The sequence below is a fragment of the Mesorhizobium sp. M0954 genome (assembly GCF_040319155.1).
GTDB lineage: Bacteria > Pseudomonadota > Alphaproteobacteria > Rhizobiales > Rhizobiaceae > Mesorhizobium.
Genome location: NZ_JAMYNR010000009.1, coordinates 34,522 through 56,365, shown reverse-complemented (window position 1 = coordinate 56,365; position 21,844 = coordinate 34,522). Strand labels below are relative to the sequence as shown.

Here is a 21,844-nt window from a genome sequence, read left to right as displayed (position 1 = left end):
GTCACACTTCCCCGGCTGAACGCATCAGCGTCTTCAGCCGTTTCTTCGCTTCATGGATGTGCCAGGAAACCGTCGTCTCCGAGATCGCCATCGCCTCGGCGGCGGCGGCGTGGCTCAGCCCTTCGCCATAAACCAGCAGCACCGCATCGCGCTGCTTGTCCGGCAGCTTGCGCACCGCTGCCCAGAGCGCCTCGGCCGGGTCTTCCGGCTCAGCCGAGATTTCCCCCGAAATCAGCGCATAGGCGCCATAGGCCTCGGTCTTGACCGTCTCGCGGGCGGTCTTGCGCATCATGTCGCGCGCCGCATTCAGCGTCATGGTGTAGAGCCACGTCGTGAAGGCACCGCTGCCGTGATAGTCGCGGATCGCCCGGCCGAGCCGGACGCAGACTTCCTGGGCGATGTCCTCGGCGTCGGCCTTTTTCCCGCACCAACGATAGGCGGCGCGATAGACGAAACCATAGTGCCTTTCGAGCAACTTGCCGAAAGCACCCCGGTCTCCGCCCTTCGCCCGTCCGATCAGTTCGGCGTCGGAGGCTTCGCTTTCGTCCAGCATCATCGCCATCATTTGCCTGTTGGACGAAGGCTAATGGCGGTTCCTTGGGGCGATGGAAAGAATTTTTTGGTGGGCGGTCACGTCGTAATGGTTGGCGTGACTTGGCCGAGCGTCTCCGCAAACAGCGTCGTCAGCCGCTTCCAGTGGCGTTCGGCGCCGGCTGCATCGAAGGCACTATGGTCCGGCATGCACCAGCCATGCGCCATGCCGGCATAGTTCTCTATGACATGATCAACCTCGGCGGCGCGCAGTGTTTCGGCGAGCCGCGCCGATTGCTCCGGCGGAAAGCTGCGGTCGACACCGGCAGTGCCGATATAGACCCTTGCCTGGAGTGAGGCGGCCTTCCGGTGCGGACTGTCGGCGGCGTCACCGGCCAGATTGCCACCGTGGAAACTGGCAGCAGCGGCGATGCGGTCGGAATAGGTGGCCGCGGCGTTCAGCGCCCGCGCTCCGCCCATGCAGTAGCCGACAATGCCGACCGGCCCGGTCAGGCCTTGCGCAGCGAGCGCATCGAGGAACGCGCCGCTGTCGCGGATCGTCATCTCCTGGGTCGTGCCGCCGACGAGACCTGTGATTGCGGCCTTGCTCCTCTCGTCACTGAACGCAGTCTTGGCTTCGAAAGGGCCGTAGGGCGCGTTGCGGTAAAAAAGGTCCGGCACCAGCACCGCATAGCCTTCGTCGGTAAGCCTTTCCGCCATCTGGTCTAGCGCCGGTCGCGGGCCAAAAGCGTCCATGTAGAGGATGATCGCTGCCTTGGCTGGGGCTGCCGAGCGGAACAGCCCGGCTTTGGCCATGCCGTCACTCGTCTTAATCTGGATCGCTTGCTTGGCCATCGCCCGCTCCGTTGACGTGTCGTGCGATAGATATCCGCGCTGACCGTCGCCGCAAGCTGTAATGAGGCGATCTGCTTCAAGATTTCGTGCGGCATTCGGCGACGCTACAGACGCGCGAATGCTGCCATGTGAAAGGCCTGAACCTCGGCCGGATAGCGATAATCGGTGCCGTAAGGACAGGCGTTGCGATCAAGGCAGCCGCCGGTCCGGCAGGACGCGCCGTTTTGCCCGCGCACATGGGCCAGACAGGTTTCATGTGCAAAACCATTCGCAGAATAAGCCTCGACCGGACAGGATTTCAGGCAAGGTTTTTCCAAACATGTATCGCAAAGGTGAACCACCTCGTGGGGTTGTTGGAGCGCAATCTCATTTTCGAACAGCAGCGCGCCGCGATAGGCGTGCCAGAGCCCGTATTGCGGATGCATGAGGATGCCGAGCGGCGACGGCCGCAAGCCCTCCGCCCGCACCGCCCATTGCTGGAAAGGCAGATATGGCCTATCGGAGGGCGAAACCGCGCGCGCCCCGAATTTTCCGGCCACCGCGCCGATCACTTCGCGAGACCATCTGTCGAGCGGATCGTCGATCGGCTGTGACTGTTTCTCCAACCAGCGCAGGAAGTGCGGCCAAGGTGCGGCACCCGCCTGCCCCACCAGCAGAACGGATCTGGCGGCAGCGCCGGAGAGACCGGAAGGTGTCTCCTCAGCACCTGCAAAATTGAAGCCGCCGCGAAGCATAAGGCCATGGACGGAAAGTGCCGCCGCGATTGTTTGAGTCATGCCGCGCTCGGGATCACCCCTTCTTGTCCGGGTCGGAGAAGGCGCTCCGCCAGACTTCCTTGTGGATGATATTGGCGACTTTAGCCCCGCCTGATTCGGGCTCCTTTCAGGTGAAGGCGTCGGCCATCGACGCCTTCTTCCTGGCGATGAAGTCCTTCAGCCCGTCGTCGATGCCCGGGTCGAGATACGGCGCCTCGTAGCTCTCCAGCCAGCGGCGGGCGAGCTCGTTGGCGCGCTGCGGCGCGGTCTTTTCGCCTTCGGCCAGCCATTGCTCGTAGGAATTGTTATCGGCGATGTTGGAACGGTAGAACGCGGTCTGGAAATTGGCCTGGGTGTGATCGCAGCCGAGATAGTGGCTGCCCGGGCCGACCTGGCGGATGGCGTCCATCGCCTGGCCGTTTTCCGACAGGTCGACACCCTCGGAGAACTTCTGCGTCATGCCGAGCTGGTCGATATCCATCATGAACTTTTCGTAGCAGGAGGCGAGACCGCCCTCGAGCCAGCCGGCCGAATGCAGCACGAAGTTGGTGCCGGCGAGGATCGTCGAGTTCAGCGTGTTGGCGCTCTCGTAGGCGGCCTGCGCATCGGGGATTTTTGAAGCACAGAGCGAACCGCCGGTGCGAAACGGCAGGCCGAGCCGACGGGCAAGCTGTGCGGCGCCATACGAGACCAGCGACGGCTCCGGCGTGCCGAAGGTCGGCGCGCCCGACTGCATCGAGATCGACGAGGCGAAGGTGCCGAACAGCACCGGCGCACCCGGCCGGATCAGCTGGGTGAACGACGCTCCCGCCAGAACCTCGGCTAAAACCTGGGTCAGCGTGCCGGCGACCGTCACCGGGCTCATCGCACCGGCAAGGATGAACGGCGTGACGATACAGGCCTGATTGTGGCGCGAATAGACCTTCAGCGCTCCCAGCATGGTCTCGTCGAAGACCATCGGCGAGTTGGCGTTGATCAGGCTGGTCAGCACCGTGTTGTTCTCGACGAAATCGTCACCGAACACGATCTTGGCCATCGCCACCGTATCTTCCGCGCGCTCGGGCGCGGTCACCGAGCCCATGAACGGCTTGTCCGAATATTTGATATGGCTGTAGACCATGTCGAGATGCCGTTTGTTGACCGGCACGTCGACCGGCTCGCAAACCGTGCCGCCCGAATGGTGGATCGACGGCGCCATATAGGCGAGTTTCACGAAATTCCGGAAATCCTCGATCGTCGCATAGCGCCTGACGCCGTCGAGATCGCGCACGAAGGGCGGTCCATAGACCGGCGCGAACACTGTCGCGTTGCCGCCGATCTGCACCGAGCGCTCGCCGTTGCGGGCGTGCTGGGTATAGACGGACGGAGCGGTCTTCAACAGCGAGCGGCAGAGGCCCTTGGGGAAATGCACCCGCTCGCCCTTGACGTCGGCGCCCGCCTCTTTCCAAAGCTGCAGCGCCTCGGCGTCGTCGCGGAAGATGATGCCGATCTCCTCCAGCACCGTGTCGGTGTTCTTTTCGATCAGCGCCAGCCCTTCCTCGTCCAGCACTTCATAGACGTTGATCTTGCGCTTGATATAGGTGAGCTGTGTGCCGGGGCCGCCGCCCGAACGCGCGGCCCGTCGGGCTGCGGCGCCACCGCTGGCAGCGCGCCCGCGCCGTGCGTTTGACGCTTCCTGATCGACCGGCGCGTTCTCACTCATAATCGTTCTTCCCTGGCTTTCGTTCTGGCCTGATTTACTCCGGCCGGGCTGTTGTACCGGCCTGAAATCCGTTTGCGGCCGCATATTGCGGTCTCTGGCCGGATCGTAGCCATGCACCCTATTCGAAACGGCCCGCCAGCGCCAACGCCTGTCGCAAAATCGACAAGAATTCCAAGAGATTTACGGTCGCTTTCGTTTTGCGGGAAGTCGCAAATCAGCTATGGACAACCGGCCCGTGCGGGTTAGGTATTGACGCGATATTTTTAAGCTGCCGCGATAGTTGTAGCCGGCAAGGAGCCTGAGAAAAAATGGCCGACGACGAGATCATCCTTTCGGAACTCTCCGACGACGAGTTGGTGCAGCAGATGCACGACGATCTTTATGACGGGTTGAAGGAAGAAATCGAGGAAGGCACCAATATCCTTCTCGAGCGCGGCTGGGCGCCTTACAAGGTGTTGACCGAGGCTCTGGTCGAGGGCATGCGTATCGTCGGCGAGGATTTCCGCGACGGCATCCTGTTCGTTCCCGAAGTGCTGCTGTCGGCCAACGCGATGAAGGCCGGCATGTTCATCCTGCGTCCGCTGCTTGTCGCCACAGGCGCGCCGAAGCAGGGCAAGATGGTGATCGGCACCGTCAAGGGCGACATCCACGACATCGGCAAGAACCTGGTCGGCATGATGATGGAAGGCGCCGGCTTCGATGTCATCGACCTCGGCATCAACAATGCGGTCGAAAAATATCTCGATGCCATCGAAAAGCACCAGCCCGACATCATCGGCATGTCGGCCCTGCTGACGACGACCATGCCTTACATGAAGGTCGTCATCGATACGATGAAGGAAAAAGGCATTCGCGACGACTATGTCGTACTGGTCGGCGGCGCACCGCTCAACGAGGAATTCGGCAAAGCCGTCGGCGCCGACGCCTATTGCCGCGACGCCGCGGTGGCAGTCGAGACCGCCAAGGACTTCATGAAGCGCAAGCACAACGTCCGCGCTTCGGCCTGAGCCAATAAGTCCGGCACGAACAAGAAAAGCCGCGCCTTGCAGTGCGGCTTTTTTATTCCCAAATGTTGAGAGCCGTGCGGATCAGGGTTTCTTGACGGTATCGTCAACTGCCTTCGCAGTGGATTTGATATCCTTACCGACGCCGCGCACCGTGTTGGCGCAGGCCGAAACAGCCAAGGCGCAGGCGAGAATAGCGATTGGCGCGACGCGGAACAATTTCATGATTGGTGTCTCCCTCAGCATATAAATTCGCTGGACAGCAACGAAGATCGATTAGACTGGTTCCATGACTACCGCGCGAAAACAACAATCCGATCAAGGCGACAGGCTGCTCGTCATCGCCTGCGGGATGATCGCGCGCGAAGTTTTGGCGGTCAAGGAGCAGCTCGGGCTCGACCATCTCGACCTGACCTGCCTGCCGGCGGAGTTCCATTTCTATCCGGACCGCATCGCGCCGGCCATGGACAGGGCTATCGAGAAGGCCAAGACCGACGGCTACAGACACATCTTCGTCGGCTATGCCGATTGCGGCACGGGTGGCCTGCTCGATCGGATCTGCGAGAAGCATGGCGTCGAGCGCATGGCCGGGCCGCATTGCTTTGCTTTCTACCAGGGCATGGATGCCTATGCGAAGGTCGCCGATGACGACATGATGTCGTTCTACATGACTGACTTCCTCTGCCGGCAATTCGATGCCTTCTTCATGAAGCCGCTCGGCCTCGACAAGCACCCGGAGCTGATCAAGGACTATTTCGGCAACTACGAGAAGCTGATCTATATCGCTCAGACCAACGACCCGGAACTCGACAAGGTCGCCGAAAAGGCGGCGAAAATGCTCGGCCTCGCCTATGAGCGCCGCTCGACCGGCTATGGTGACCTGACGAAGGAACTGGCCAGCGCCTCAGCACATTCGTAAAAGAAATAGCGTCCTCTAAGCGTTTGCCGGAGGCTGCCGTTCATTTTCGCCCACCGATTCACCGATCCGATATGACATCGATAATGCGCCCGGTTTCAAGGCGGATCGGCCCCCGCGCGGTTGGATCTTTAAGCAATATTTCGGCAAGCATTGCATCGACATTGTCGAAATTACTTTGCAGAATTGACGGATCACTTAGCTCCCAATACTCCCCTTCATCGACGACATTGAGACTGGAGAACAAGCGAGTAATTTCGCGAAGAAACCTGATGATCTCGATATGAGCGCCTGCACCTGAAAACTGAGTTTTACAATGTTGTTGAACGAAGAGGTGATTGTCGAACTCAAGCCGCAGCGGTTCCGAATTGGGATGCGGTTGAAGCTCTATTCCAAACACAGGGCCAATATAGTCCACGTTTCGTTCATCAATGACTCGATTGAGCGTCTTCTCGCGCTCATCGATCTCGCGCACCGGCCAGTCTCGCGCAATGGCGAACGCCTTGGCTTCGTGCAGCAAAGCAGCATATTGCTCGTGACCCCGTAACTGTCCTTCAAAGTAGATTGTTACTCCCAACTACCTCTCCCAGTGACGCGCATTCCTGACGAATACCCGCGCTCTTATTCCGCCACAAGCCGGGCGAGCACATCGGCAAAGCTCGTCTTGCAGATGAAGCCCAGCCGCTTCCTCGCCCGCGACGCATCATAGACCCGGTCGATCGACGAAAACATCGTCCAGCCTTTCTTCGCGTAGAGCGCCGGATAATCCGGAAAATAGCGCGCCACGACCGACGGCGCGTCGGCGATCAAGGCCGCGCAATCTTCGGGCTGGAAAGGCGTCGGTGCCGAGATGATGAAAGTGTCGAAGCCCAATTGCGGCGCTTTCTCCAGGGCAGCGATGTGGGCGTCGGCTGCGTCCTCCACCGTCAGCCGGCGGAACAACAGCTCATTGGCCTTGGTGTTGGCATCCGACTGTTCGATCACGTGCGCCATGTCGTCCGCCTCGGGAAAAAACCGGGCGGTGCGCAACACGATCACCGGCAGGCCGAACTGCAAATGATAGAGCCGGCAGAGCTGTTCGGCTGAAAGCTTGGTGACGCCGTAGATGTTGCGCGGTTCAGGCGACATGTCTTCCGTCAGCCATGCCGCCTTGCGCGTCCCGCCGGTGAAGCCGGCGCGAATGGTTTGGGAAATCATCAGCGACGTCGTCGACGTGAACACGAAACGCTGAACGCCGAATGCTGCCGCCGCGTCGAGCAGGTTGAGCGTGCCGCGCACATTCGTCTCGACGAAATCCTCGTTGCGATAACGTTCGATGTCAGGCTTGTGCAGCGCGCCGCTATGGATGATGGCCTCGACGCGGTTCCCCTCGACCGCCCTCATGACCAGGTCGCGATCGGCCACTGAGCCGACGATCGGCGTTTCCGAAGACGGAACGGGATCGAGGCCGGTGACGTCATGGCCAAGAGCCCGCAGGCGCGGCGCCAAGGCGCTGCCCAGCCAACCGGACGATCCCGTCAGCAAGATCCGCATTCTTTCCACCTCGTTTCTGCTGTCGATGCTCAGGCACGGATGACAGAACGCGGCGAAACATTAAGGTATGCGCCAGACAAGAAAACAGCCTGCTCCAGCCATCAAAAAGGAAACGCCACCGATGATCGCTCGCCTCATGTTTGCCGCAGCAACTGTCCTCTGCTTGACCATGCCCGCGTTCGCCGATGGCGAGGTGCAGACGCTGATAACGGCTGCCGACAAGGCGCGGCTCAACAAATATGGCGAGACGCGCAAGGCAGCGCTTGACGAGGCGAAGGCCGGCGATCCCGCCGAGGTCAAGCAGCTCGACGCTTTGCTGGCAAAGCCGCTGGTTCCCTTCTCTGACAGGGACCTGACCGGCAAATGGCAATGCCGCACCATCAAGGCCGGCGGATTGAGCCCGCTCGTCATCTATGGCTGGTTCAAATGCGAGGTGAGCGACGACGGTTCTGGCTGGAGACTGGAAAAGATCACCGGCTCGCAACGCACGAAGGGCCGCTTCTTCGACGATGGCGAGAAACGCGCGATCTATCTCGGTTCCTTCCACGTCAACGACGATCCGGCAAAGCCCTACGGCAGCGGCCCGGAAAGCGATCAGGTCGGCTATGCCTTCCGCAACAGCGCCAGTGAATGGCGCATCGAGTTCCCGGCGCCCTATTACGAATCGAAGCTCGATATCCTCGAATTCAAGCGCTGAGCCCGATCACCAGGGGTTAACCCGGTCAGCCTAGCATTCGCGCGCAAAGAACAGGTTCTTTGCGGGGAGTCGCAGAGCATGGCACTGTCGAAAACAAACCAACGGCCGATCGTCGTCGTCACCGAAGGCGGCCCGCATATCTGGGCGATCGTCAACGCCCTCGCCGATCAACTCGGCCCGGTCAGCGTCATCCTCGAAGCTCCTGAATCCAAAAAGCAATTGCTCCTCGCGCGGGCGCGGCGGCAAGGCTGGACCTCGGCCATCGGTCAACTCGGCACGATGGTGCTGACGCGCCTCGGCAAGCGCTTCTTCGCCGGCCACGCAGCACGGCTTGCCGCCGGGCAGAAGCTGCAAACCGAACCGAAGCCTGGGCAAAAGATCATTTATGTCTCGTCGGCCAACGCGCCGGAGTGCCTGCAGGCGATTGCGGAAATCCAGCCGGGTGTGGTGCTGCTCGCCGGCTGCCGCTTGCTGTCGCGGCAGACGCTGGCGAAAATCCCTTGCCCGGTCCTCAACTACCATGCCGGCATCGCCCCGAAATATCGTGGCATGAACGGCGGTTACTGGGCGCTGGCTTCAGGCGATGCGGAGAACTTCGGCACCACCGTGCATCTGGTCGACGCCGGCGTCGACACTGGCGGCGTGCTGCGGCAGACGCGTGGCAAACCGCAGCCCGGCGACACAGTTTCGAGCTACGCGTTGCGGCAGGCGGCCTTCTCGCGCGACATCTGCGTCGAAGCGGTCAGGGATGCGCTGGCCGGCAAGCTCGGCACGGTGGATCCCGGCCTACCTTCGACACAATGGTATCATCCGACGATATGGTTTTATCTCTGGACGGGGATAAGGAACGGCGTCTGGTGACGCGCCGATTTACCGGACAGCCACCCGCCACTAACATTGCATCATGAGCGACATCGACCACCGCACCATCATTGCCGGCCTTTCGGTCGAGGACCGTCGCGACCTCACCGCCAGGGTTGACCGGCCAGGCATTGTCCGGCTGGCGGTCCATGCCGGGCTGGTTATCCTGCTAGGCGCGCTGATCGCCGCTCGCATCCCGTTCTGGCCCGCGCTCGTCTTGCCGCAGGGAATCCTGATCGTCTTCTTCTTCACGCCGTTGCACGAGACCATCCATGAAACTGCGTTCAGAACGGCGCGGCTCAATCGCACCATCGCCGCCGTGGCCGGCTTCCTTATCCTGCTGCCGCCGGCATGGTTCCGCTATTTCCATTTCGCCCATCACCGCCATACGCACGACCCGGACAACGACCCCGAACTGATGGCCCCGAAGCCGGAGACCATCAGCCAATATCTGCGCTATCTGTCAGGCGGCCCCTATTGGATCGCCATGGGCCGTGTGATCGCAACCAATGCGGCGGGCCGCAACCGCGACGGCTTTGTGCCGGAAAAGCGCCGCGGCAAGGTGGTTGCCGAAGCACGGCAGTTCCTGATCGGCTATGCGGCATTGCTGGCCGCATCGCTCGCCGCGCAGTCGGCGCTGCTGTTGTGGGTCTGGATCGTGCCGGTGCTGGTCGGACAGCCGTTTTTGCGTGCCTACCTGCTGGCCGAGCACGCGTTGTGCCCACATGTCGCCAACATGCTCGAGAACACCCGCACCACCTTCACCACAAGGCTGGTGCGCTTCGTGGCTTGGAATATGCCGTACCATTCCGAGCACCATTCCTATCCGGCCGTTCCCTTCCACCGCCTGCCGCGCTTCCATGACATCGTCGCGGAGCATTTACGCACGACCGAACGAGGTTACGTGCGCTTCCACAGGAAGCTGGTCGGCAGCTACGATGGCCGCGCCGGCTGACCAGTGCTGGAAGAAACTCCGCTTTCAACCGCGGCCGTCGATTGCGTCGCTTTTGAAGGCCCCCGCGTCGTCCCATAACAAGCAGCCCAACAGCGCTTCCGGCAATGCTCGAAACCACTGCATTGGCCAAAAGATCGGAATCGATCTTCGGAGAGCACGATGCAGCGGAGTTAAATGGTAGAGCATCGTTTGTGCGTCCGATTGGACGCACGGCGCTCTGCAGGAGCAGGAAATTATGGCCGATCTGATCGTCGTCTACTGGCGCGACATCCCCGCCCAGGTCATCGTCAAGAAGGGCCGGCAGAACGCCAAGCGCGAACTGCCGCTGCGCTTCACCGAGGCGATCGACATGTGCGCCATGCGCACCGGCGCTGGCGGCACCGACGACTATCTTGCCGAATGGCACAAGGCAGAACCCCTCCCGGTCAGTGACGATCTTGAAGCCGAGGCCGAGAAGGCTCTTCAGGAACTTGATGCGAAATACGACCGTGAGCGGCTGGTCGCTCTGGTCAAGGCGGGGGGCAAAGAGAATGTCTGATCCCCAATCAATGCCGGCGACGACGGCTCAAGCCGGCGTGACCCAGGCGACCATCGTCAAGAAGGCGGCGCCGAAATCCGACTACAAGCCGGCCGACGTGTCGCCGCAGCGGCGTGTGCAGCGCTCTTTCGCGGTGCGCCTTTGGTCTGTGCGGCATTCGCGGCTGCTCGAATGGTTCTACGGCAAATTCGCCGACATGTTCCTGCTCCTCCATCCGCTGTGGAAGGGCATCGGCTACAGCCGTGTCGAAGGGCCTGTGAAATTCGTCGAAAAGCGCGTCAAGGGATTCATGTTCGACTGCCGCATGTGCGGCCAGTGCATCCTTTCCTCGACCGGCATGTCGTGCCCAATGAACTGCCCCAAGCAATTGCGCAACGGCCCTTGCGGCGGTGTCCGCGCCAACGGCAATTGCGAGGTCGAGCCTGACATGCCTTGCGTCTGGGTCAAAGCCTGGGAAGGCTCGCGGAACATGGTGCATGGCGACAAGATTTTGGAAGTGCAGAAGCCGGTGGATCAGTCCTTGCGCGAAACTTCCGCCTGGCTGCGGGTCACCGCGCAGGCCGCGGCCGCCCGCAATGCGGCCCGGAATACTACGAAGACCGGAGCATCGGCATGATCGGCCGTCAGCCAGACGAGAATCCGGCCGGCATCCATTTGCCGCTCGATCCCCTGCCCGGCCACACCTCGCGTGGCCGGCTGGAACGCGTCCTCAGGCGCGGCGAGTTCGCAGTGACGACCGAGCTCAATCCGCCCGACAGCGCCGATCCGGAAGACGTCTACAACCGCGCCAGGATTTTCGACGGCTGGGTCGACGCCATCAATGCCGTCGACGCTTCCGGCGCCAACTGCCACATGTCGTCGGTCGGCATCTGCGCGCTGCTGACCCGCATGGGCTATGCCCCGATCATGCAGATCGCCTGCCGCGACCGGAACCGCATCGCCATCCAGGGCGACGTGCTTGGGGGTGCTGCGATGGGCGTCGCCAACATGCTGTGCCTGACCGGCGACGGCGTGCAGGCCGGCGACCAGCCCGGCGCCAAGCCGGTGTTCGATCTCGACTGCATGTCGCTGCTCGAAACCTGCCGCGTTATGCGCGATAACGGCAAATTCCTGTCCGGCCGCAAACTCACGACCCCGCCGCAGCTTTTCCTTGGCGCGGCGATCAACCCGTTTGCGCCGCCGATCGATTTCCGGCCCTATCGGCTGGGCAAGAAGATCGCCGCCGGGGCACAGTTCGTGCAGAGCCAGTACTGCTTCGACGTACCGATGTTCCGCACCTACATGCAGAAGGTCCGCGATCTCGGCTATACCGAGAAATGTTTCATCCTGTGCGGCGTCGGGCCGCTGGCCTCGGCCAAGACGGCCAAATGGATCCGCTCCAACGTACCGGGCATTCACATTCCCGATCAGATCGTCAAGCGCCTGGAAGGCGCTCAGGATCAGAAGAAGGAAGGCAAGCAGCTCTGCATCGACATCATCAATGAGGTGAAGGAAATTCCCGGTGTGTCCGGCGTCCATGTGATGGCCTATCGCCAGGAAGAATACGTCGCTGAGATCGTCGACGAATCTGGCGTGCTGAAGGGTCGCCGGCCGTGGAAACGCGAAATCCGCCGCGACGACCAGCTCGTTGCCGACCGGCTCGACCACATACTGCATGACGACCTCACCGAAACCCAGGTCGACATGGTCAAGACCGCGCATTGACAGCGCGAATCGTCAGCATTCGCTTGATCAGAAACAGATAACGATATAAAGAACTCTTTATATCACGATGGAGAGATTTCATGACCCGCACCATCGTCGCCTCGGCGACACGAGAAATCATCATCGGCTTCGATCAGCCCTTCTGCGTGATCGGCGAGCGCATCAATCCGACCGGCCGCAAAAAGCTGGCCGCCGAAATGATCGCCGGCAATTTTGAGACCGTCATCAAGGATGCGCTGGAGCAGGCCGCCTGTGGGGCCACCATGCTCGACGTCAATGCCGGCGTCACTGCAGTCGATCCCAACGCCACCGAGCCGGCGCTGCTGGTGCAGACGCTGGAGATCGTGCAAGGCCTGGTCGACCTGCCGTTGTCGATCGACTCCTCCGTGACTGCGGCAATCGAAGCGGCGCTGAAGGTCGCCAAGGGCCGGCCGCTGGTCAATTCCGTCACCGGCGAGGAGGAAAAGCTCGAAGCCATCCTGCCGTTGATCAAGAAATACAACGTTCCTGTCGTGGCCATTTCCAACGACGAGACCGGTATTTCGATGGACCCCGATGTGCGCTTCGCCGTCGCCAAGAAGATCGTTCAGCGCTGTGCCGACTTCGGCATTCCGGCGCATGATGTGGTCGTCGACCCGCTGGTCATGCCGATCGGCGCGCTGGGCGATGCCGGCCGCCAGGTATTTGCCCTGCTACGCCGGCTGCGCGAGGAGCTCAAGGTCAACACCACCTGCGGCCTCTCCAACATCTCGTTCGGCCTGCCGCACCGTCATGGCATCAACGCCGCCTTCATCCCGATGGTGATCGGCGCCGGCATGACCTCGGCGATCATGAACCCGGTGCGGCCGCAGGAAATGGAAGCGGTGCGTGGCGCCAACGTGCTGAACGGCACCGACGAGAACTGCACCAACTGGATCAGGACCTACAAGGACTACAAGCCTGCTGAAGGCGGCCAGGCCGTTGCCGCCCGGACGCAGGTCAACGCGCCGGGCGATGGCAATGGCAATGGCGGACGCAGGCGCGGCGGCCGCGAAGCGCGTATGGCCCGGGGTTGAGCCAGGTCTTGGCCGACACGATATGGGGCCTAGGACTGGGGAGGAACCGAGACATAGCGGCATCGCTGCCGTAGCCAAGACCCGAGCTGCGTAGAAAGTAAAGTCTGGAACGTATGAACTCTCCCGTCAACATCACCGATCCGCTCGTGCTGTTCATGCCGTCGGGCAAGCGCGGGCGGTTTCCGGTCGGCACGCCGGTTCTGGACGCCGCGCGCCAGCTCGGTGTCTATGTCGAGAGCGTGTGCGGCGGGCGTGCCACTTGCGGGCGTTGCCAGATCGAGGTGCAGGAAGGCAATTTCGCCAAGCACAAGATCGTTTCCTCCAACGATCACCTCTCGCCCAAGGGCGCTAAGGAAGAGCGCTACGAACGCGTACGCGGCCTGCCCGAGCGCCGCCGGCTGTCCTGCTCGGCGCAGATTCTCGGCGATCTCGTCGTCGACGTGCCGCAGGACACCGTCATCAACGCGCAGACCATCCGCAAGGACGCCGACACCAGGGTCATCGCCCGCGATGCGGCAATCCGCATGTGCTATGTCGAGATCGAAGAACCCGACATGCACAAGCCGCTCGGCGACCTCGACCGTCTGAAGATCGCGCTGATGAAGGACTGGGGCCTCAAGAGCCTCGATTTCGATTTCCATCTGTTGCCGCAGGTGCAAGGCATTTTGCGCAAAGGCAACTGGACCGCGACCGCCGCCATCCACAAGGACACCGACAGCGAGACCGCACGGGTCATCGCTTTGTGGCCCGGCCTCAAGAACGAGGCGTACGGACTTGCCTGCGATATCGGCTCGACCACGATCGCCATGCATCTGGTGTCGTTGCTGTCGGGCCGCGTCGCCGCCTCGTCGGGCACATCCAATCCGCAGATCCGCTTCGGCGAGGATCTGATGAGCCGTGTCTCGTACGTGATGATGAACCCGGACGGCCGCGAAGGCATGACGGTCGCCGTGCGCGAGGCCATTTCGGGGCTTGTGGAGAAGGTCTGCACCGAAGGCAACGTCCAACGCAACGACATCCTGGATTCCGTGTTCGTCGGCAATCCGATCATGCATCATCTGTTCCTCGGCATCGATCCGACCGAGCTCGGCGGCGCCCCCTTCGCGCTAGCCGTCTCCGGCGCCGTGCACATCAAGGCATCGGATATCGGTTTGAAGCTCAACCAGGGCGCCAGGCTCTATATGCTTCCTTGCATTGCCGGCCATGTCGGCGCGGACGCTGCCGCAGTGACGCTGTCGGAAGGGCCGCACCGCCAGGACGAGATGATGCTGATCGTCGATGTCGGCACCAATGCCGAGATCGTGCTCGGCAATCGCCAGCGGGTCGTGGCGGCCTCATCGCCAACTGGCCCGGCCTTCGAAGGTGCGGAAATCTCCGGTGGCCAGCGCGCCGCACCGGGTGCCATCGAGCGCGTCCGCATCGATCCTGAAACGCTGGAACCGAAATACCGCGTCATCGGCTCGGAACTCTGGTCCGACGAGCCGGGCTTCCTCGACAGTGTGCAGGCGACCGGCGTCACCGGTATTTGCGGCTCCGGCATCATCGAGGTGGTCGCCGAGATGTATCTCGCCGGCATCATCTCCGAGGACGGCGTCGTCGATGGATCGCTGAGCGGCCACTCGCCCCGCGTCGTCGCCAATGGCCGCACCTTCTCCTATGTGCTGAAGGAAGGCGAGCCCAAGATCACCATCACCCAGACTGATGTGCGCGCTATCCAGCTTGCCAAGGCCGCCCTTTATGCCGGCACCAAGCTTTTGATGGAAAAACAGCACACCGATCATGTCGACCGCATCCACTTCGCCGGCGCATTCGGCTCGTTCATCGACCCGAAATACGCAATGGTGCTGGGCCTGATTCCGGATTGCGACCTCGACAAGGTCTCGGCCGTTGGCAATGCGGCCGGCGCCGGCGCCCGCATGGCGCTGTTGAACCGTGGCTATCGCCGCGAGATCGAGGAAACCGTTAGCAAGATCGAGAAGATCGAGACGGCGCTGGAGCCGAAATTCCAGGAACATTTCGTTTATGCCATGGCGCTCCCGAACAAGATCGACCCGTTTCCCAAGCTGTCGGCGGCGGTGAAACTGCCGCCGCGCAAGACGGTGAGCGAAGACGGCATTGCCGGCGACGCTGCCCCGCGGCGGCGTTCGCGCGAAGGCCATGCCGCGCGGCGCGGGCGGGGATGACTCGCCTCCGCCAGGCTGTCAGAACTTCCATTTTCATTTGTATGCAAATGTTTCCAGATCGCGCCGATCTGGAAACGAAATCGCGTTTTCGTGAAATCCGCCAGATACATAGGCGGAGCATTTAACCGGCATCGAACGGCCGGCGGAAACAGTTTTCGGCCACCGCAACGCTCCAAGGAGATCAAGATGTCGATGTTCGAAAGCTTCGGCCGCTATGGTGCGGCCTTCAAGAAAACACGCGAAGCGCGCAAGTCGCTGCGCATCCTCAACAGCTTGCCGCCTGAGATCCAAAAGGACATTGGCTGGCCGGTGTCGCCGCGTTCGAGCGAAAGGCAGCTTTCGGTCGGATGGGGCACGCAGCGCGGATGAAATTCATCGACAAATGCAAGCTGCTCGGTATTCGCCGGAGCCGCAATGCGGCTCCGGCTGCACCCAACAATTGGCTGCGCGCCGCGTTGCTGCCGCGGCGTTGAGCTGCACCGGTAGGCCAGAGACTTCATGGCCGGACGCTTTGTCGACAGCTGGGATCAAACGACCGTGTTGAGATTGCATCAATCTTGACTTTCTTGGTGGCGACACAATCTTCGAAATAGTCGGGGGTTCTCTTAGTCGGCTCAGCCGAAGTCCGTGTATCTGCATGCCCAGTCTCAAAAGCCACGTCGTGTCGTTCGTCCTCAGGTACAGCCGCAAGAAGGCGTTTTCCAGCCCCGAGAACCTGCAGCGCTGGATCGCCTATGCGCGCAGGACGGAAAACCATCAGCCGCCTGCGTCGCTGTGGTCACGCCTGGAGATCACAACCCGCACGATCAACGGCTTTCCCGTCTACGAGATCGCTCCCCAGGCTGGTGAGCGGAGGCGGATTCTCTACCTGCACGGCGGCGCTTACGTCTTTGAAATCACACCCTATCATTGGCGGCTGATCGCCGACATGGCCGACCGCCTCGGGTTCGGTATCACCGTGCCGATCTATCCCATTGCTCCCGAACACGATTTTCACGCCATGTTCGGCATGGTCTGCGCCGTCTACCGCCAGATGTTCGGCGAAACCAGGGCGAATGATATCATCTTCATGGGCGATTCCGCCGGCGGAAACATGGCCGTCGTGCTGACCATGATGGCTGCGCAAGACGGCCTGCCCTTGCCATCACGCCACGTGCTGATTTCGCCCGGTCTCGACGTGTCGCTCGCCAACCCAGAAATGTATGAGGCCGAACGCAACGATCCGTGGCTGGGCATTGCCGGCGGCCGCGAGGCGATCCGGCTTTACAGCGCCGGCATCGATCCCACCGACTGGCGCATCAGCCCGGTTTACGGCGACCTGTCGGTGCTGCCCAAAACGCTGCTGCTGACCGGTTCACGCGATCTGCTCACCCCCGACAATCTGATTTTCGCGGAAAAGGCACGCGCGGCCGGCGTCGAAATTGAGGTCGTCCACGAGCAAGGCATGTTCCATGTCTGGCCGTTGATCGACATGCCGGAGGCGCGTCGCGCGCGGGACAGCATAGTGGCCTTCTTGACCAACGAAACTGACAGTTATCATGCCAAGGCAGGAGAGTTGTCGCTGCAAAGGGCAGACCGCGACGGAACGCCTCGCAATCTGGTTGCGCCGCTCAGGTCGTAGTTTGGCTCAGAACTTCCCAGTTTCCCTGAACATCTCAAACGTCGCGCGGATATGGTCGGCGACTGCCTTCACTGGAGCGCTGGCGTCCGGCGTCACCACCATGGCCAGATTGTAGGTGCCGATGTCAGGCATGCCGTCCTTCGGGCACAGCTCGACCATATCGCTGCCGAGGAACGATTTCGGCAGCGGCGCGACTGCAAGATCCGCCATGATCGCGGCGCGCTGGCCGGCCGTGTGTGCGCTCATATAGGCGATACGGTAGTTGCGGCCCTCGCGGCCAAGCGCCTCCAATGCCCCTGCCCGCCAGGCACAGCCCTCTTCCCACAATGAGACCGGCAGCGGCTCGCGCAGATGCGCGCAACCGCCCTTGGCACCGGCCCAGACGATCGGCTCGGTGAGCAGCACTTCGGCGCCGATCGCGCTGGTCTTGTAGGAGTTGGTGAGCAGCGTGATGTCGAGCGCCCGGTCGTCCATGCGCCGGCGCAGATTGACGCTCTGGTCGATGGTGACGTCGACCGCGATCGATGGATGCGATTGTGCGAACCGCTTCAGCACATGCGGCAGCACACGTTCGCCGTAATCGTCCGGCGAGCCGAGCCGCACCACCCCGACAATGTCTGGAATGATGAACTTCGACACCACCTCGCGATTGATCGACAGCAGCCGGCGCGCATAGCCGAGCAGCATCTCGCCATCGGTGGTCAGCGTCACCGAACGGGCGTCGCGCGCGAACACCGAGCGGCCGAGAATGTCCTCCAGCTTCTTGATCTGCATCGAGACGGCCGACGGCGTGCGGAAGACCGCATTGGCCGCAGTGGTGAAGCTGCCGGTCTCGGCGATTGCGACGAAAGTGCGCAGAACATCGAGATCGAGCAGCGGCAGCGGATGATTGAGTGGGGCGTTCATGGCAAGCGGCCTTCAATTTTTCTGATGCAAACCATCATTCCATTTCGTTTGATTGAACATCAGTTTGGGAGGATAGTCAACTCGGTCGGAGGCAGGACGCATCGAAGTGGTCCCGAAACAACCATGACACGGACCTGCAATCGACACGAAATGAAGCTGAAACAAAGCCGGTGTACCGCCTGACGCTGCAAGCGCCGGGACGACCCGGCCCAACGCGAAGGAGAATGAGATGTCTATCCTGTCATCCATCGGTCGGATCGCGACCGAGTTCAGCGAGGCCCGTGCCCGCTACCAGACGGAACGCGCCATCCGCGCGCTGCCGATTGAACTGCAGAAGGATATCGGCTGGCCCGAAGCTGCCGATGCCAAGGCCGGCACTCGCCATGGTGTGGGATCGTGGGCTGGAGCAAAGTAAACCGTGTGTATCAACAGCTGAAGGCCTGCCGCGCAGATCAGCCCGGCAGGCTTTTTTGTTTGTACTCCAATGATTTTCCCGAGCCATGTCGCCGTCGCATGCCGCATATGAGCAAGTCGCATAGCAGCCCGCACTGGCAATCAACGCATTGTAAATAATCGAAAATCCTGGGCAGAATGCCCAAATTTGTCGCATTCCGTGTCGCTTTTCATATCAAGTGCTTCGCTTTTGCGATTTAGTTTCCCCTCACGTAAGCCTATATCATCATCAACAAACGAGCTGCCCCACTCCATCAAGCGAAGGCGACCCGTCTGAGCAACCGAATGGAGATGATCATGAAGCTTTTTGCCCGCCTCTTTGCCCGTCGCGAAATGAACCTGACGACCGCACTCGAGCGCCAGCGCCTGGCCAACACCATGCCTGGCCAGACCGGTGCCATGGCTGCCGCGCGCCTCGGCTTCGTCGCCTGAGACGCGGCAATCCCGGCGGAAGCAGCCTAGCGCTGCTTCGAAGTCGATCCAGCGCCGCTTCGGTTTTGCCGAGGCGGCGTTTTCGTGTGCGCAGACTGCGTAGGCTCGGTTGGTCGATCCGGCGGCATGTCGCGTCCTTCGCCGCATAGCGATCGCCCATTTGCGACCCGTGTCGCAAATAAAGTCGCTCCGTTGCCATCTAGCCAATTGACAGGAAACGTCTTTCCTGATGTCGCTGTGCTAATCGCGACATCCTGTTCGCGCCATTGCAGCGTGAGGATCTACCCGTGAATGTCGTAAAGCACCCGATCCGGCGATCGTTCGTATTCTTCCTGGTCCCCGATTTCACCATGATCGCCTTCGCGACGGCGCTCGACCCGTTGCGTTCGGCCAACCGCATGCTCGGCTATGAAGCCTATCGCTGGCGGCTCGCCAGCATCGACGGCAAGCCGGTGCGCGCCTCGAACGGCGTCGAATGCGCCGTCAACACCTCGCTAGAGGAAGAGCGCAAGAAAATGTCCGGACCGGACCGGCCGAACATGGCCATCGTCTGCAGCGGCATCAATGTCGAGCGCTACCAGAACAAATCGGCCTTTGCCTGGTTGCGCGAGGAGTACAATCGCGGCGTTGCCGTCGGCGGCCTGTGCACTGGCGCGCATATCCTGGCCGCCGCAGGCCTGCTGTCCAACAAGCGCTGCGCCATCCATTGGGAGAACCTGCCGGGCTTTTCCGAGGCGTTCCCCAAGGCCAATGTCTTCGCCGACCTCTTCGAGATCGACCAGAACATCTACACCTGCGCCGGCGGCACCGCCGCGCTCGATATGATGCTGAAGCTGATCGGCGACGATTTCGACGAAAGCCTCGTCAACCGCGTCTGCGAGCAGGTGCTGACTGATCGCGTGCGCAGCCCGACCGACCGCCAGCGCCTGCCGCTGCGCGCCCGCCTTGGCGTGCAGAATTCCAAGGTTCTGGCCATTATCGAGCTGATGGAAGCCAATCTCTCCGAGCCGCTCTCGCTGATCGAGGTCGCTGATCATGTCGACCTGTCGCGCCGGCAGATTGAGCGCCTGTTCCGCACCGAGATGGGGCGCTCCCCTGCCCGTTACTATCTGGAGATCCGCCTCGACCGCGCCCGGCACCTGCTGATCCAGTCGTCGTTGCCGGTGGTCGAAGTGGCGGTCGCCTGCGGCTTTGTTTCCGCCTCGCATTTCTCCAAATGCTATCGCGAGTTGTACGCCCGCTCGCCGCAACAGGAACGCGTCGATCGCAAGCAGCTTCTGGCGGCTTGATCTGGCAAATCAGCAGAGGACCGGCGAAGTGTGATATTTCGCATCGAGAGATGTCCCATGACCACGAGTTCGAGCCTATCCGAAAAACCGGCCGACCCGCACAGCTTCCGCCTCGATGCAGAAAAATGGGCCGCGTTCATGGCGGTACTGGACGCCCCCTACGCGCGACCTTCCACGCCTAAAGCGCCTGTTGAGCGAACCGAGCATCTTTTCCGGTCGCGGTCGAGTGTAGGTTGCGGCGACTATACCTGCGCCGTGCGCATCGCCTCGACGCGGATATCTTCCGTCAGCCGCGCCTTCAGTGCCGAAAACTCCGGGCTGGTCTTCAGCGTGTAGTGGCGCGGATGCGGCAGGTCGACGGCAACGTCCGATTTGATGCGGCCTGGCCGTGCCGTCATCACGACCACGCGCGACGCCATGAAGATCGCCTCCTCGATGTCGTGGGTGACGAACAGCACCGTTTTTTGCCGGCGCTCCCAGATGCCGAGAAGCAGTTCCTGCATCAGCCCGCGGGTCTGGTTGTCGAGCGCGCCGAACGGCTCGTCGAGCAGCAGGATCTCCGGATCGTTGGCCAGTGCCCGGGCAATCGCGGTGCGCTGCTGCATGCCGCCGGAAAGCTGCTTCGGCCAATGGTTTTCAAAACCTCTCAGCCCGACGAGATCGACGTAAGAAGCGACGATCTCGCTGCGCTCGTGCTCGGCCATTCCACGTTCGCGCAGGCCGAAGGCGATGTTCTCGGCGACCGTCAGCCACGGAAACAGCGTATAGGACTGGAAAACCATGCCGCGGTCTGGACCGGGCCGGTCCACCACCCTGCCGTCGAGCAGAACACGTCCCCCACTCGGCGCTTCGAGGCCGGCGACGATCCTGAGCAGCGTCGACTTTCCACAGCCGGATGGCCCCAGGATGGTGATGAAGTCGTTGGCGGCGACCGCCAGATCGATCGGCATCAGCGCCTTGACCGGCTGTCCACCGCCGACACCGGCGAAGGTGCGCGAGACGCCTTCGATGAGCAGCTTGCTCACGCCAGGCTCCATGGAAACAGCCAACGGTTGAGCGCCTTGAAGGCGAAATCGGACAACAACCCGATCAGGCCGATGACGATGATGCCGAAGATGATCTGCCCTGTCGCCAGCCGCGACTGGCTGTTGATGATCATGTAGCCGATGCCCGACGACGAGCCGATCAGCTCGGCGACGATGACATAGGTCCAGGCCCAGCCGAGCACCAGCCGCAGGGTCTCGGCAATCTCCGGCGCATTGGCCGGCATGATCACGCGCCGCACGATGCCGTTGTCGGACGAGCCAAGCGTGTAGGCCGCCTCGACTAGGTCGCGCCGTGTGCCGCCGACCTTGACCGCGATGATCAGGATGATCTGGAACACCGAGCCGACGAAGATCACCAGCAGTTTTTCGAGCTCGCCAACGCCCGCCCACAGGATGAGCAGCGGGATGAAGGCCGATGCCGGCAGATAGCGGGCGAAGGAGACGAACGGCTCCAGGAACGCCTCCACGGGCTTCCAGGCACCCATCAAGATGCCGAGCGGCACGGCAACGATGGCCGCCATCAGGAACCCGCCGAAGACGCGCCAGATGGTGATAAGGATGTCGAGCCAGAAGCGGTCCTCGACCAGCAGCCGCCAGCCGTCTCTCACCATCGACAGCGGATCGGCAAGGAAAATGCGATTGACGTGGCCGCCAAGCGTGATCCATGCCCAGAACGCCACGAACAGCACGAAGAACGAAATGCCGAGCACGGTTCGAATGCCCGGCGAGACCGGATGCAAGGGGCGCGGCATCTTCGACCGTCCTCTGATCTGAATGAAAAAGCGGCGGCGCACGCGCCGCCGCCGGG

At 61.8% G+C, this 21,844-nt stretch carries 25 protein-coding genes; 15 read left to right on the top strand and 10 right to left on the bottom strand.

Annotation, left to right across the window (positions count from 1 at the left end):
* Position 1 precedes the first annotated feature (1 nt).
* From NKH93_RS14390 to NKH93_RS14375, 4 genes are all read right to left on the bottom strand, one after another.
* Positions 2–562 carry an RNA polymerase sigma factor gene (locus NKH93_RS14390; RefSeq protein ID WP_352452095.1) on the bottom strand — a complete coding sequence of 187 codons (561 nt, stop codon included), beginning with the start codon at positions 560–562 and terminating at the stop codon, positions 2–4.
* Positions 563–630: 68 nt separating this feature from the next.
* Positions 631–1,386, bottom strand: coding sequence for a dienelactone hydrolase family protein (locus NKH93_RS14385; RefSeq protein ID WP_352817020.1), 756 nt, complete (start codon positions 1,384–1,386; stop codon positions 631–633).
* 104 nt (positions 1,387–1,490) lie between these two features.
* Positions 1,491–2,120: a hypothetical protein gene (locus NKH93_RS14380; protein WP_352817022.1), complete on the bottom strand. Its 630-nt coding sequence runs from the start codon at positions 2,118–2,120 to the stop codon at positions 1,491–1,493.
* Positions 2,121–2,268: 148 nt separating this feature from the next.
* On the bottom strand, positions 2,269–3,843 hold the full coding sequence (locus tag NKH93_RS14375) for a trimethylamine methyltransferase family protein (protein WP_292654762.1): 1,575 nt from the start codon (positions 3,841–3,843) through the stop codon (positions 2,269–2,271).
* Positions 3,844–4,151: 308 nt separating this feature from the next.
* Between NKH93_RS14375 and NKH93_RS14370 the strand changes: the two genes are divergently transcribed.
* On the top strand, positions 4,152–4,850 hold the full coding sequence (locus tag NKH93_RS14370) for a cobalamin B12-binding domain-containing protein (RefSeq protein ID WP_023676506.1): 699 nt from the start codon (positions 4,152–4,154) through the stop codon (positions 4,848–4,850).
* Between the two features lie 81 nt (positions 4,851–4,931).
* Here the strand turns inward: NKH93_RS14370 and NKH93_RS14365 are convergent, their stop codons facing one another.
* Positions 4,932–5,072, bottom strand: a complete 141-nt coding sequence (locus NKH93_RS14365; protein WP_023676507.1) for an entericidin A/B family lipoprotein — start codon at positions 5,070–5,072, stop codon at positions 4,932–4,934.
* 64 nt (positions 5,073–5,136) lie between these two features.
* On the opposite strand from NKH93_RS14365, the gene NKH93_RS14360 reads away from it, so the two are divergent.
* Positions 5,137–5,766, top strand: coding sequence for a DUF1638 domain-containing protein (locus NKH93_RS14360; RefSeq protein WP_352500949.1), 630 nt, complete (start codon positions 5,137–5,139; stop codon positions 5,764–5,766).
* A gap of 58 nt (positions 5,767–5,824) precedes the next feature.
* Here the strand turns inward: NKH93_RS14360 and NKH93_RS14355 are convergent, their stop codons facing one another.
* Both NKH93_RS14355 and NKH93_RS14350 read right to left on the bottom strand, forming a co-directional pair.
* A complete protein-coding gene (locus NKH93_RS14355) occupies positions 5,825–6,340 on the bottom strand; it encodes a hypothetical protein (protein ID WP_352500950.1) in 516 nt (171 codons plus the stop codon).
* Between the two features lie 44 nt (positions 6,341–6,384).
* Positions 6,385–7,296, bottom strand: coding sequence for an NAD-dependent epimerase/dehydratase family protein (locus NKH93_RS14350; RefSeq protein WP_352500951.1), 912 nt, complete (start codon positions 7,294–7,296; stop codon positions 6,385–6,387).
* A gap of 121 nt (positions 7,297–7,417) precedes the next feature.
* Between NKH93_RS14350 and NKH93_RS14345 the strand changes: the two genes are divergently transcribed.
* The 10 genes from NKH93_RS14345 (at position 7,418) to NKH93_RS14300 (ending at position 16,910) form a co-directional block, all read left to right on the top strand.
* The gene (locus tag NKH93_RS14345) at positions 7,418–7,993 is read left to right on the top strand and encodes a DUF4893 domain-containing protein (RefSeq protein WP_352470292.1); all 576 of its coding nucleotides are present in this window, start codon (positions 7,418–7,420) and stop codon (positions 7,991–7,993) included.
* 78 nt (positions 7,994–8,071) lie between these two features.
* Entirely contained in the window at positions 8,072–8,854 is a 783-nt protein-coding gene (locus NKH93_RS14340; RefSeq protein ID WP_352679962.1) for a formyl transferase, read from the top strand.
* A gap of 43 nt (positions 8,855–8,897) precedes the next feature.
* Positions 8,898–9,809, top strand: a complete 912-nt coding sequence (locus NKH93_RS14335; RefSeq protein WP_352679959.1) for a fatty acid desaturase — start codon at positions 8,898–8,900, stop codon at positions 9,807–9,809.
* 235 nt (positions 9,810–10,044) lie between these two features.
* Positions 10,045–10,347 (top strand): virulence factor, encoded by a 303-nt coding sequence (locus NKH93_RS14330; protein ID WP_352470289.1) that lies wholly within the window; start codon positions 10,045–10,047, stop codon positions 10,345–10,347.
* A complete protein-coding gene (locus tag NKH93_RS14325) occupies positions 10,340–10,963 on the top strand; it encodes a methylenetetrahydrofolate reductase C-terminal domain-containing protein (RefSeq protein ID WP_352454616.1) in 624 nt (207 codons plus the stop codon). The genes NKH93_RS14330 and NKH93_RS14325 overlap by 8 nt, the downstream gene beginning before the upstream one ends.
* Positions 10,960–12,051, top strand: a complete 1,092-nt coding sequence (locus tag NKH93_RS14320) for a methylenetetrahydrofolate reductase (RefSeq protein ID WP_023676515.1) — start codon at positions 10,960–10,962, stop codon at positions 12,049–12,051. The genes NKH93_RS14325 and NKH93_RS14320 overlap by 4 nt, the downstream gene beginning before the upstream one ends.
* Positions 12,052–12,131: 80 nt before the next feature.
* Complete coding sequence (locus tag NKH93_RS14315) at positions 12,132–13,106, top strand: methyltetrahydrofolate cobalamin methyltransferase (RefSeq protein WP_023676516.1); 975 nt, start codon at positions 12,132–12,134, stop codon at positions 13,104–13,106.
* Positions 13,107–13,219: 113 nt separating this feature from the next.
* Positions 13,220–15,289, top strand: a complete 2,070-nt coding sequence (locus NKH93_RS14310; RefSeq protein WP_352970655.1) for an ASKHA domain-containing protein — start codon at positions 13,220–13,222, stop codon at positions 15,287–15,289.
* Positions 15,290–15,475: 186 nt separating this feature from the next.
* Positions 15,476–15,658, top strand: coding sequence for a hypothetical protein (locus NKH93_RS14305; RefSeq protein WP_352470285.1), 183 nt, complete (start codon positions 15,476–15,478; stop codon positions 15,656–15,658).
* A 268-nt stretch (positions 15,659–15,926) separates the two neighbouring features.
* A complete protein-coding gene (locus tag NKH93_RS14300) occupies positions 15,927–16,910 on the top strand; it encodes an alpha/beta hydrolase (RefSeq protein ID WP_352817034.1) in 984 nt (327 codons plus the stop codon).
* A gap of 6 nt (positions 16,911–16,916) precedes the next feature.
* On the opposite strand, the gene NKH93_RS14295 is transcribed toward NKH93_RS14300, so the two are convergent.
* Positions 16,917–17,816 (bottom strand): LysR substrate-binding domain-containing protein, encoded by a 900-nt coding sequence (locus NKH93_RS14295; protein ID WP_023676521.1) that lies wholly within the window; start codon positions 17,814–17,816, stop codon positions 16,917–16,919.
* Positions 17,817–18,045: 229 nt separating this feature from the next.
* On the opposite strand from NKH93_RS14295, the gene NKH93_RS14290 reads away from it, so the two are divergent.
* From NKH93_RS14290 to NKH93_RS14280, 3 genes are all read left to right on the top strand, one after another.
* Positions 18,046–18,231 carry a hypothetical protein gene (locus tag NKH93_RS14290; protein ID WP_352452109.1) on the top strand — a complete coding sequence of 62 codons (186 nt, stop codon included), beginning with the start codon at positions 18,046–18,048 and terminating at the stop codon, positions 18,229–18,231.
* 335 nt (positions 18,232–18,566) lie between these two features.
* Positions 18,567–18,701 (top strand): hypothetical protein, encoded by a 135-nt coding sequence (locus NKH93_RS14285; protein WP_013894968.1) that lies wholly within the window; start codon positions 18,567–18,569, stop codon positions 18,699–18,701.
* 350 nt (positions 18,702–19,051) lie between these two features.
* Positions 19,052–19,990, top strand: coding sequence for a GlxA family transcriptional regulator (locus NKH93_RS14280; RefSeq protein ID WP_352501106.1), 939 nt, complete (start codon positions 19,052–19,054; stop codon positions 19,988–19,990).
* A gap of 242 nt (positions 19,991–20,232) precedes the next feature.
* Here NKH93_RS14280 and NKH93_RS14275 read toward each other — a convergent pair whose 3' ends face one another.
* Both NKH93_RS14275 and NKH93_RS14270 read right to left on the bottom strand, forming a co-directional pair.
* Positions 20,233–21,015, bottom strand: coding sequence for an ABC transporter ATP-binding protein (locus NKH93_RS14275; RefSeq protein WP_352500960.1), 783 nt, complete (start codon positions 21,013–21,015; stop codon positions 20,233–20,235).
* Positions 21,012–21,788, bottom strand: a complete 777-nt coding sequence (locus NKH93_RS14270) for an ABC transporter permease (RefSeq protein ID WP_352539653.1) — start codon at positions 21,786–21,788, stop codon at positions 21,012–21,014. The genes NKH93_RS14275 and NKH93_RS14270 overlap by 4 nt, the downstream gene beginning before the upstream one ends.
* Positions 21,789–21,844 lie beyond the last annotated feature (56 nt).

What these genes read in the sequence shown, in the direction of transcription:
- NKH93_RS14270 (WP_352539653.1), bottom strand. Translation starts at nt 21,788, where the DNA reads ATGCCGCGCCCCTTGCATCCGGTCTCGCCGGGCATTCGAACCGTGCTC.
- NKH93_RS14305 (WP_352470285.1), top strand. Translation starts at nt 15,476, where the DNA reads ATGTCGATGTTCGAAAGCTTCGGCCGCTATGGTGCGGCCTTCAAGAAA.
- NKH93_RS14320 (WP_023676515.1), top strand. Translation starts at nt 10,960, where the DNA reads ATGATCGGCCGTCAGCCAGACGAGAATCCGGCCGGCATCCATTTGCCG.
- NKH93_RS14370 (WP_023676506.1), top strand. Translation starts at nt 4,152, where the DNA reads ATGGCCGACGACGAGATCATCCTTTCGGAACTCTCCGACGACGAGTTG.
- NKH93_RS14280 (WP_352501106.1), top strand. Translation starts at nt 19,052, where the DNA reads ATGATCGCCTTCGCGACGGCGCTCGACCCGTTGCGTTCGGCCAACCGC.
- NKH93_RS14290 (WP_352452109.1), top strand. Translation starts at nt 18,046, where the DNA reads ATGTCTATCCTGTCATCCATCGGTCGGATCGCGACCGAGTTCAGCGAG.
- NKH93_RS14315 (WP_023676516.1), top strand. Translation starts at nt 12,132, where the DNA reads ATGACCCGCACCATCGTCGCCTCGGCGACACGAGAAATCATCATCGGC.
- NKH93_RS14375 (WP_292654762.1), bottom strand. Translation starts at nt 3,843, where the DNA reads ATGAGTGAGAACGCGCCGGTCGATCAGGAAGCGTCAAACGCACGGCGC.
- NKH93_RS14340 (WP_352679962.1), top strand. Translation starts at nt 8,072, where the DNA reads ATGGCACTGTCGAAAACAAACCAACGGCCGATCGTCGTCGTCACCGAA.
- NKH93_RS14345 (WP_352470292.1), top strand. Translation starts at nt 7,418, where the DNA reads ATGATCGCTCGCCTCATGTTTGCCGCAGCAACTGTCCTCTGCTTGACC.
- NKH93_RS14325 (WP_352454616.1), top strand. Translation starts at nt 10,340, where the DNA reads ATGTCTGATCCCCAATCAATGCCGGCGACGACGGCTCAAGCCGGCGTG.
- NKH93_RS14295 (WP_023676521.1), bottom strand. Translation starts at nt 17,816, where the DNA reads ATGAACGCCCCACTCAATCATCCGCTGCCGCTGCTCGATCTCGATGTT.
- NKH93_RS14350 (WP_352500951.1), bottom strand. Translation starts at nt 7,296, where the DNA reads ATGCGGATCTTGCTGACGGGATCGTCCGGTTGGCTGGGCAGCGCCTTG.
- NKH93_RS14330 (WP_352470289.1), top strand. Translation starts at nt 10,045, where the DNA reads ATGGCCGATCTGATCGTCGTCTACTGGCGCGACATCCCCGCCCAGGTC.
- NKH93_RS14385 (WP_352817020.1), bottom strand. Translation starts at nt 1,386, where the DNA reads ATGGCCAAGCAAGCGATCCAGATTAAGACGAGTGACGGCATGGCCAAA.
- NKH93_RS14380 (WP_352817022.1), bottom strand. Translation starts at nt 2,120, where the DNA reads ATGCTTCGCGGCGGCTTCAATTTTGCAGGTGCTGAGGAGACACCTTCC.
- NKH93_RS14335 (WP_352679959.1), top strand. Translation starts at nt 8,898, where the DNA reads ATGAGCGACATCGACCACCGCACCATCATTGCCGGCCTTTCGGTCGAG.
- NKH93_RS14360 (WP_352500949.1), top strand. Translation starts at nt 5,137, where the DNA reads ATGACTACCGCGCGAAAACAACAATCCGATCAAGGCGACAGGCTGCTC.
- NKH93_RS14300 (WP_352817034.1), top strand. Translation starts at nt 15,927, where the DNA reads ATGCCCAGTCTCAAAAGCCACGTCGTGTCGTTCGTCCTCAGGTACAGC.
- NKH93_RS14310 (WP_352970655.1), top strand. Translation starts at nt 13,220, where the DNA reads ATGAACTCTCCCGTCAACATCACCGATCCGCTCGTGCTGTTCATGCCG.
- NKH93_RS14390 (WP_352452095.1), bottom strand. Translation starts at nt 562, where the DNA reads ATGGCGATGATGCTGGACGAAAGCGAAGCCTCCGACGCCGAACTGATC.
- NKH93_RS14365 (WP_023676507.1), bottom strand. Translation starts at nt 5,072, where the DNA reads ATGAAATTGTTCCGCGTCGCGCCAATCGCTATTCTCGCCTGCGCCTTG.
- NKH93_RS14285 (WP_013894968.1), top strand. Translation starts at nt 18,567, where the DNA reads ATGAAGCTTTTTGCCCGCCTCTTTGCCCGTCGCGAAATGAACCTGACG.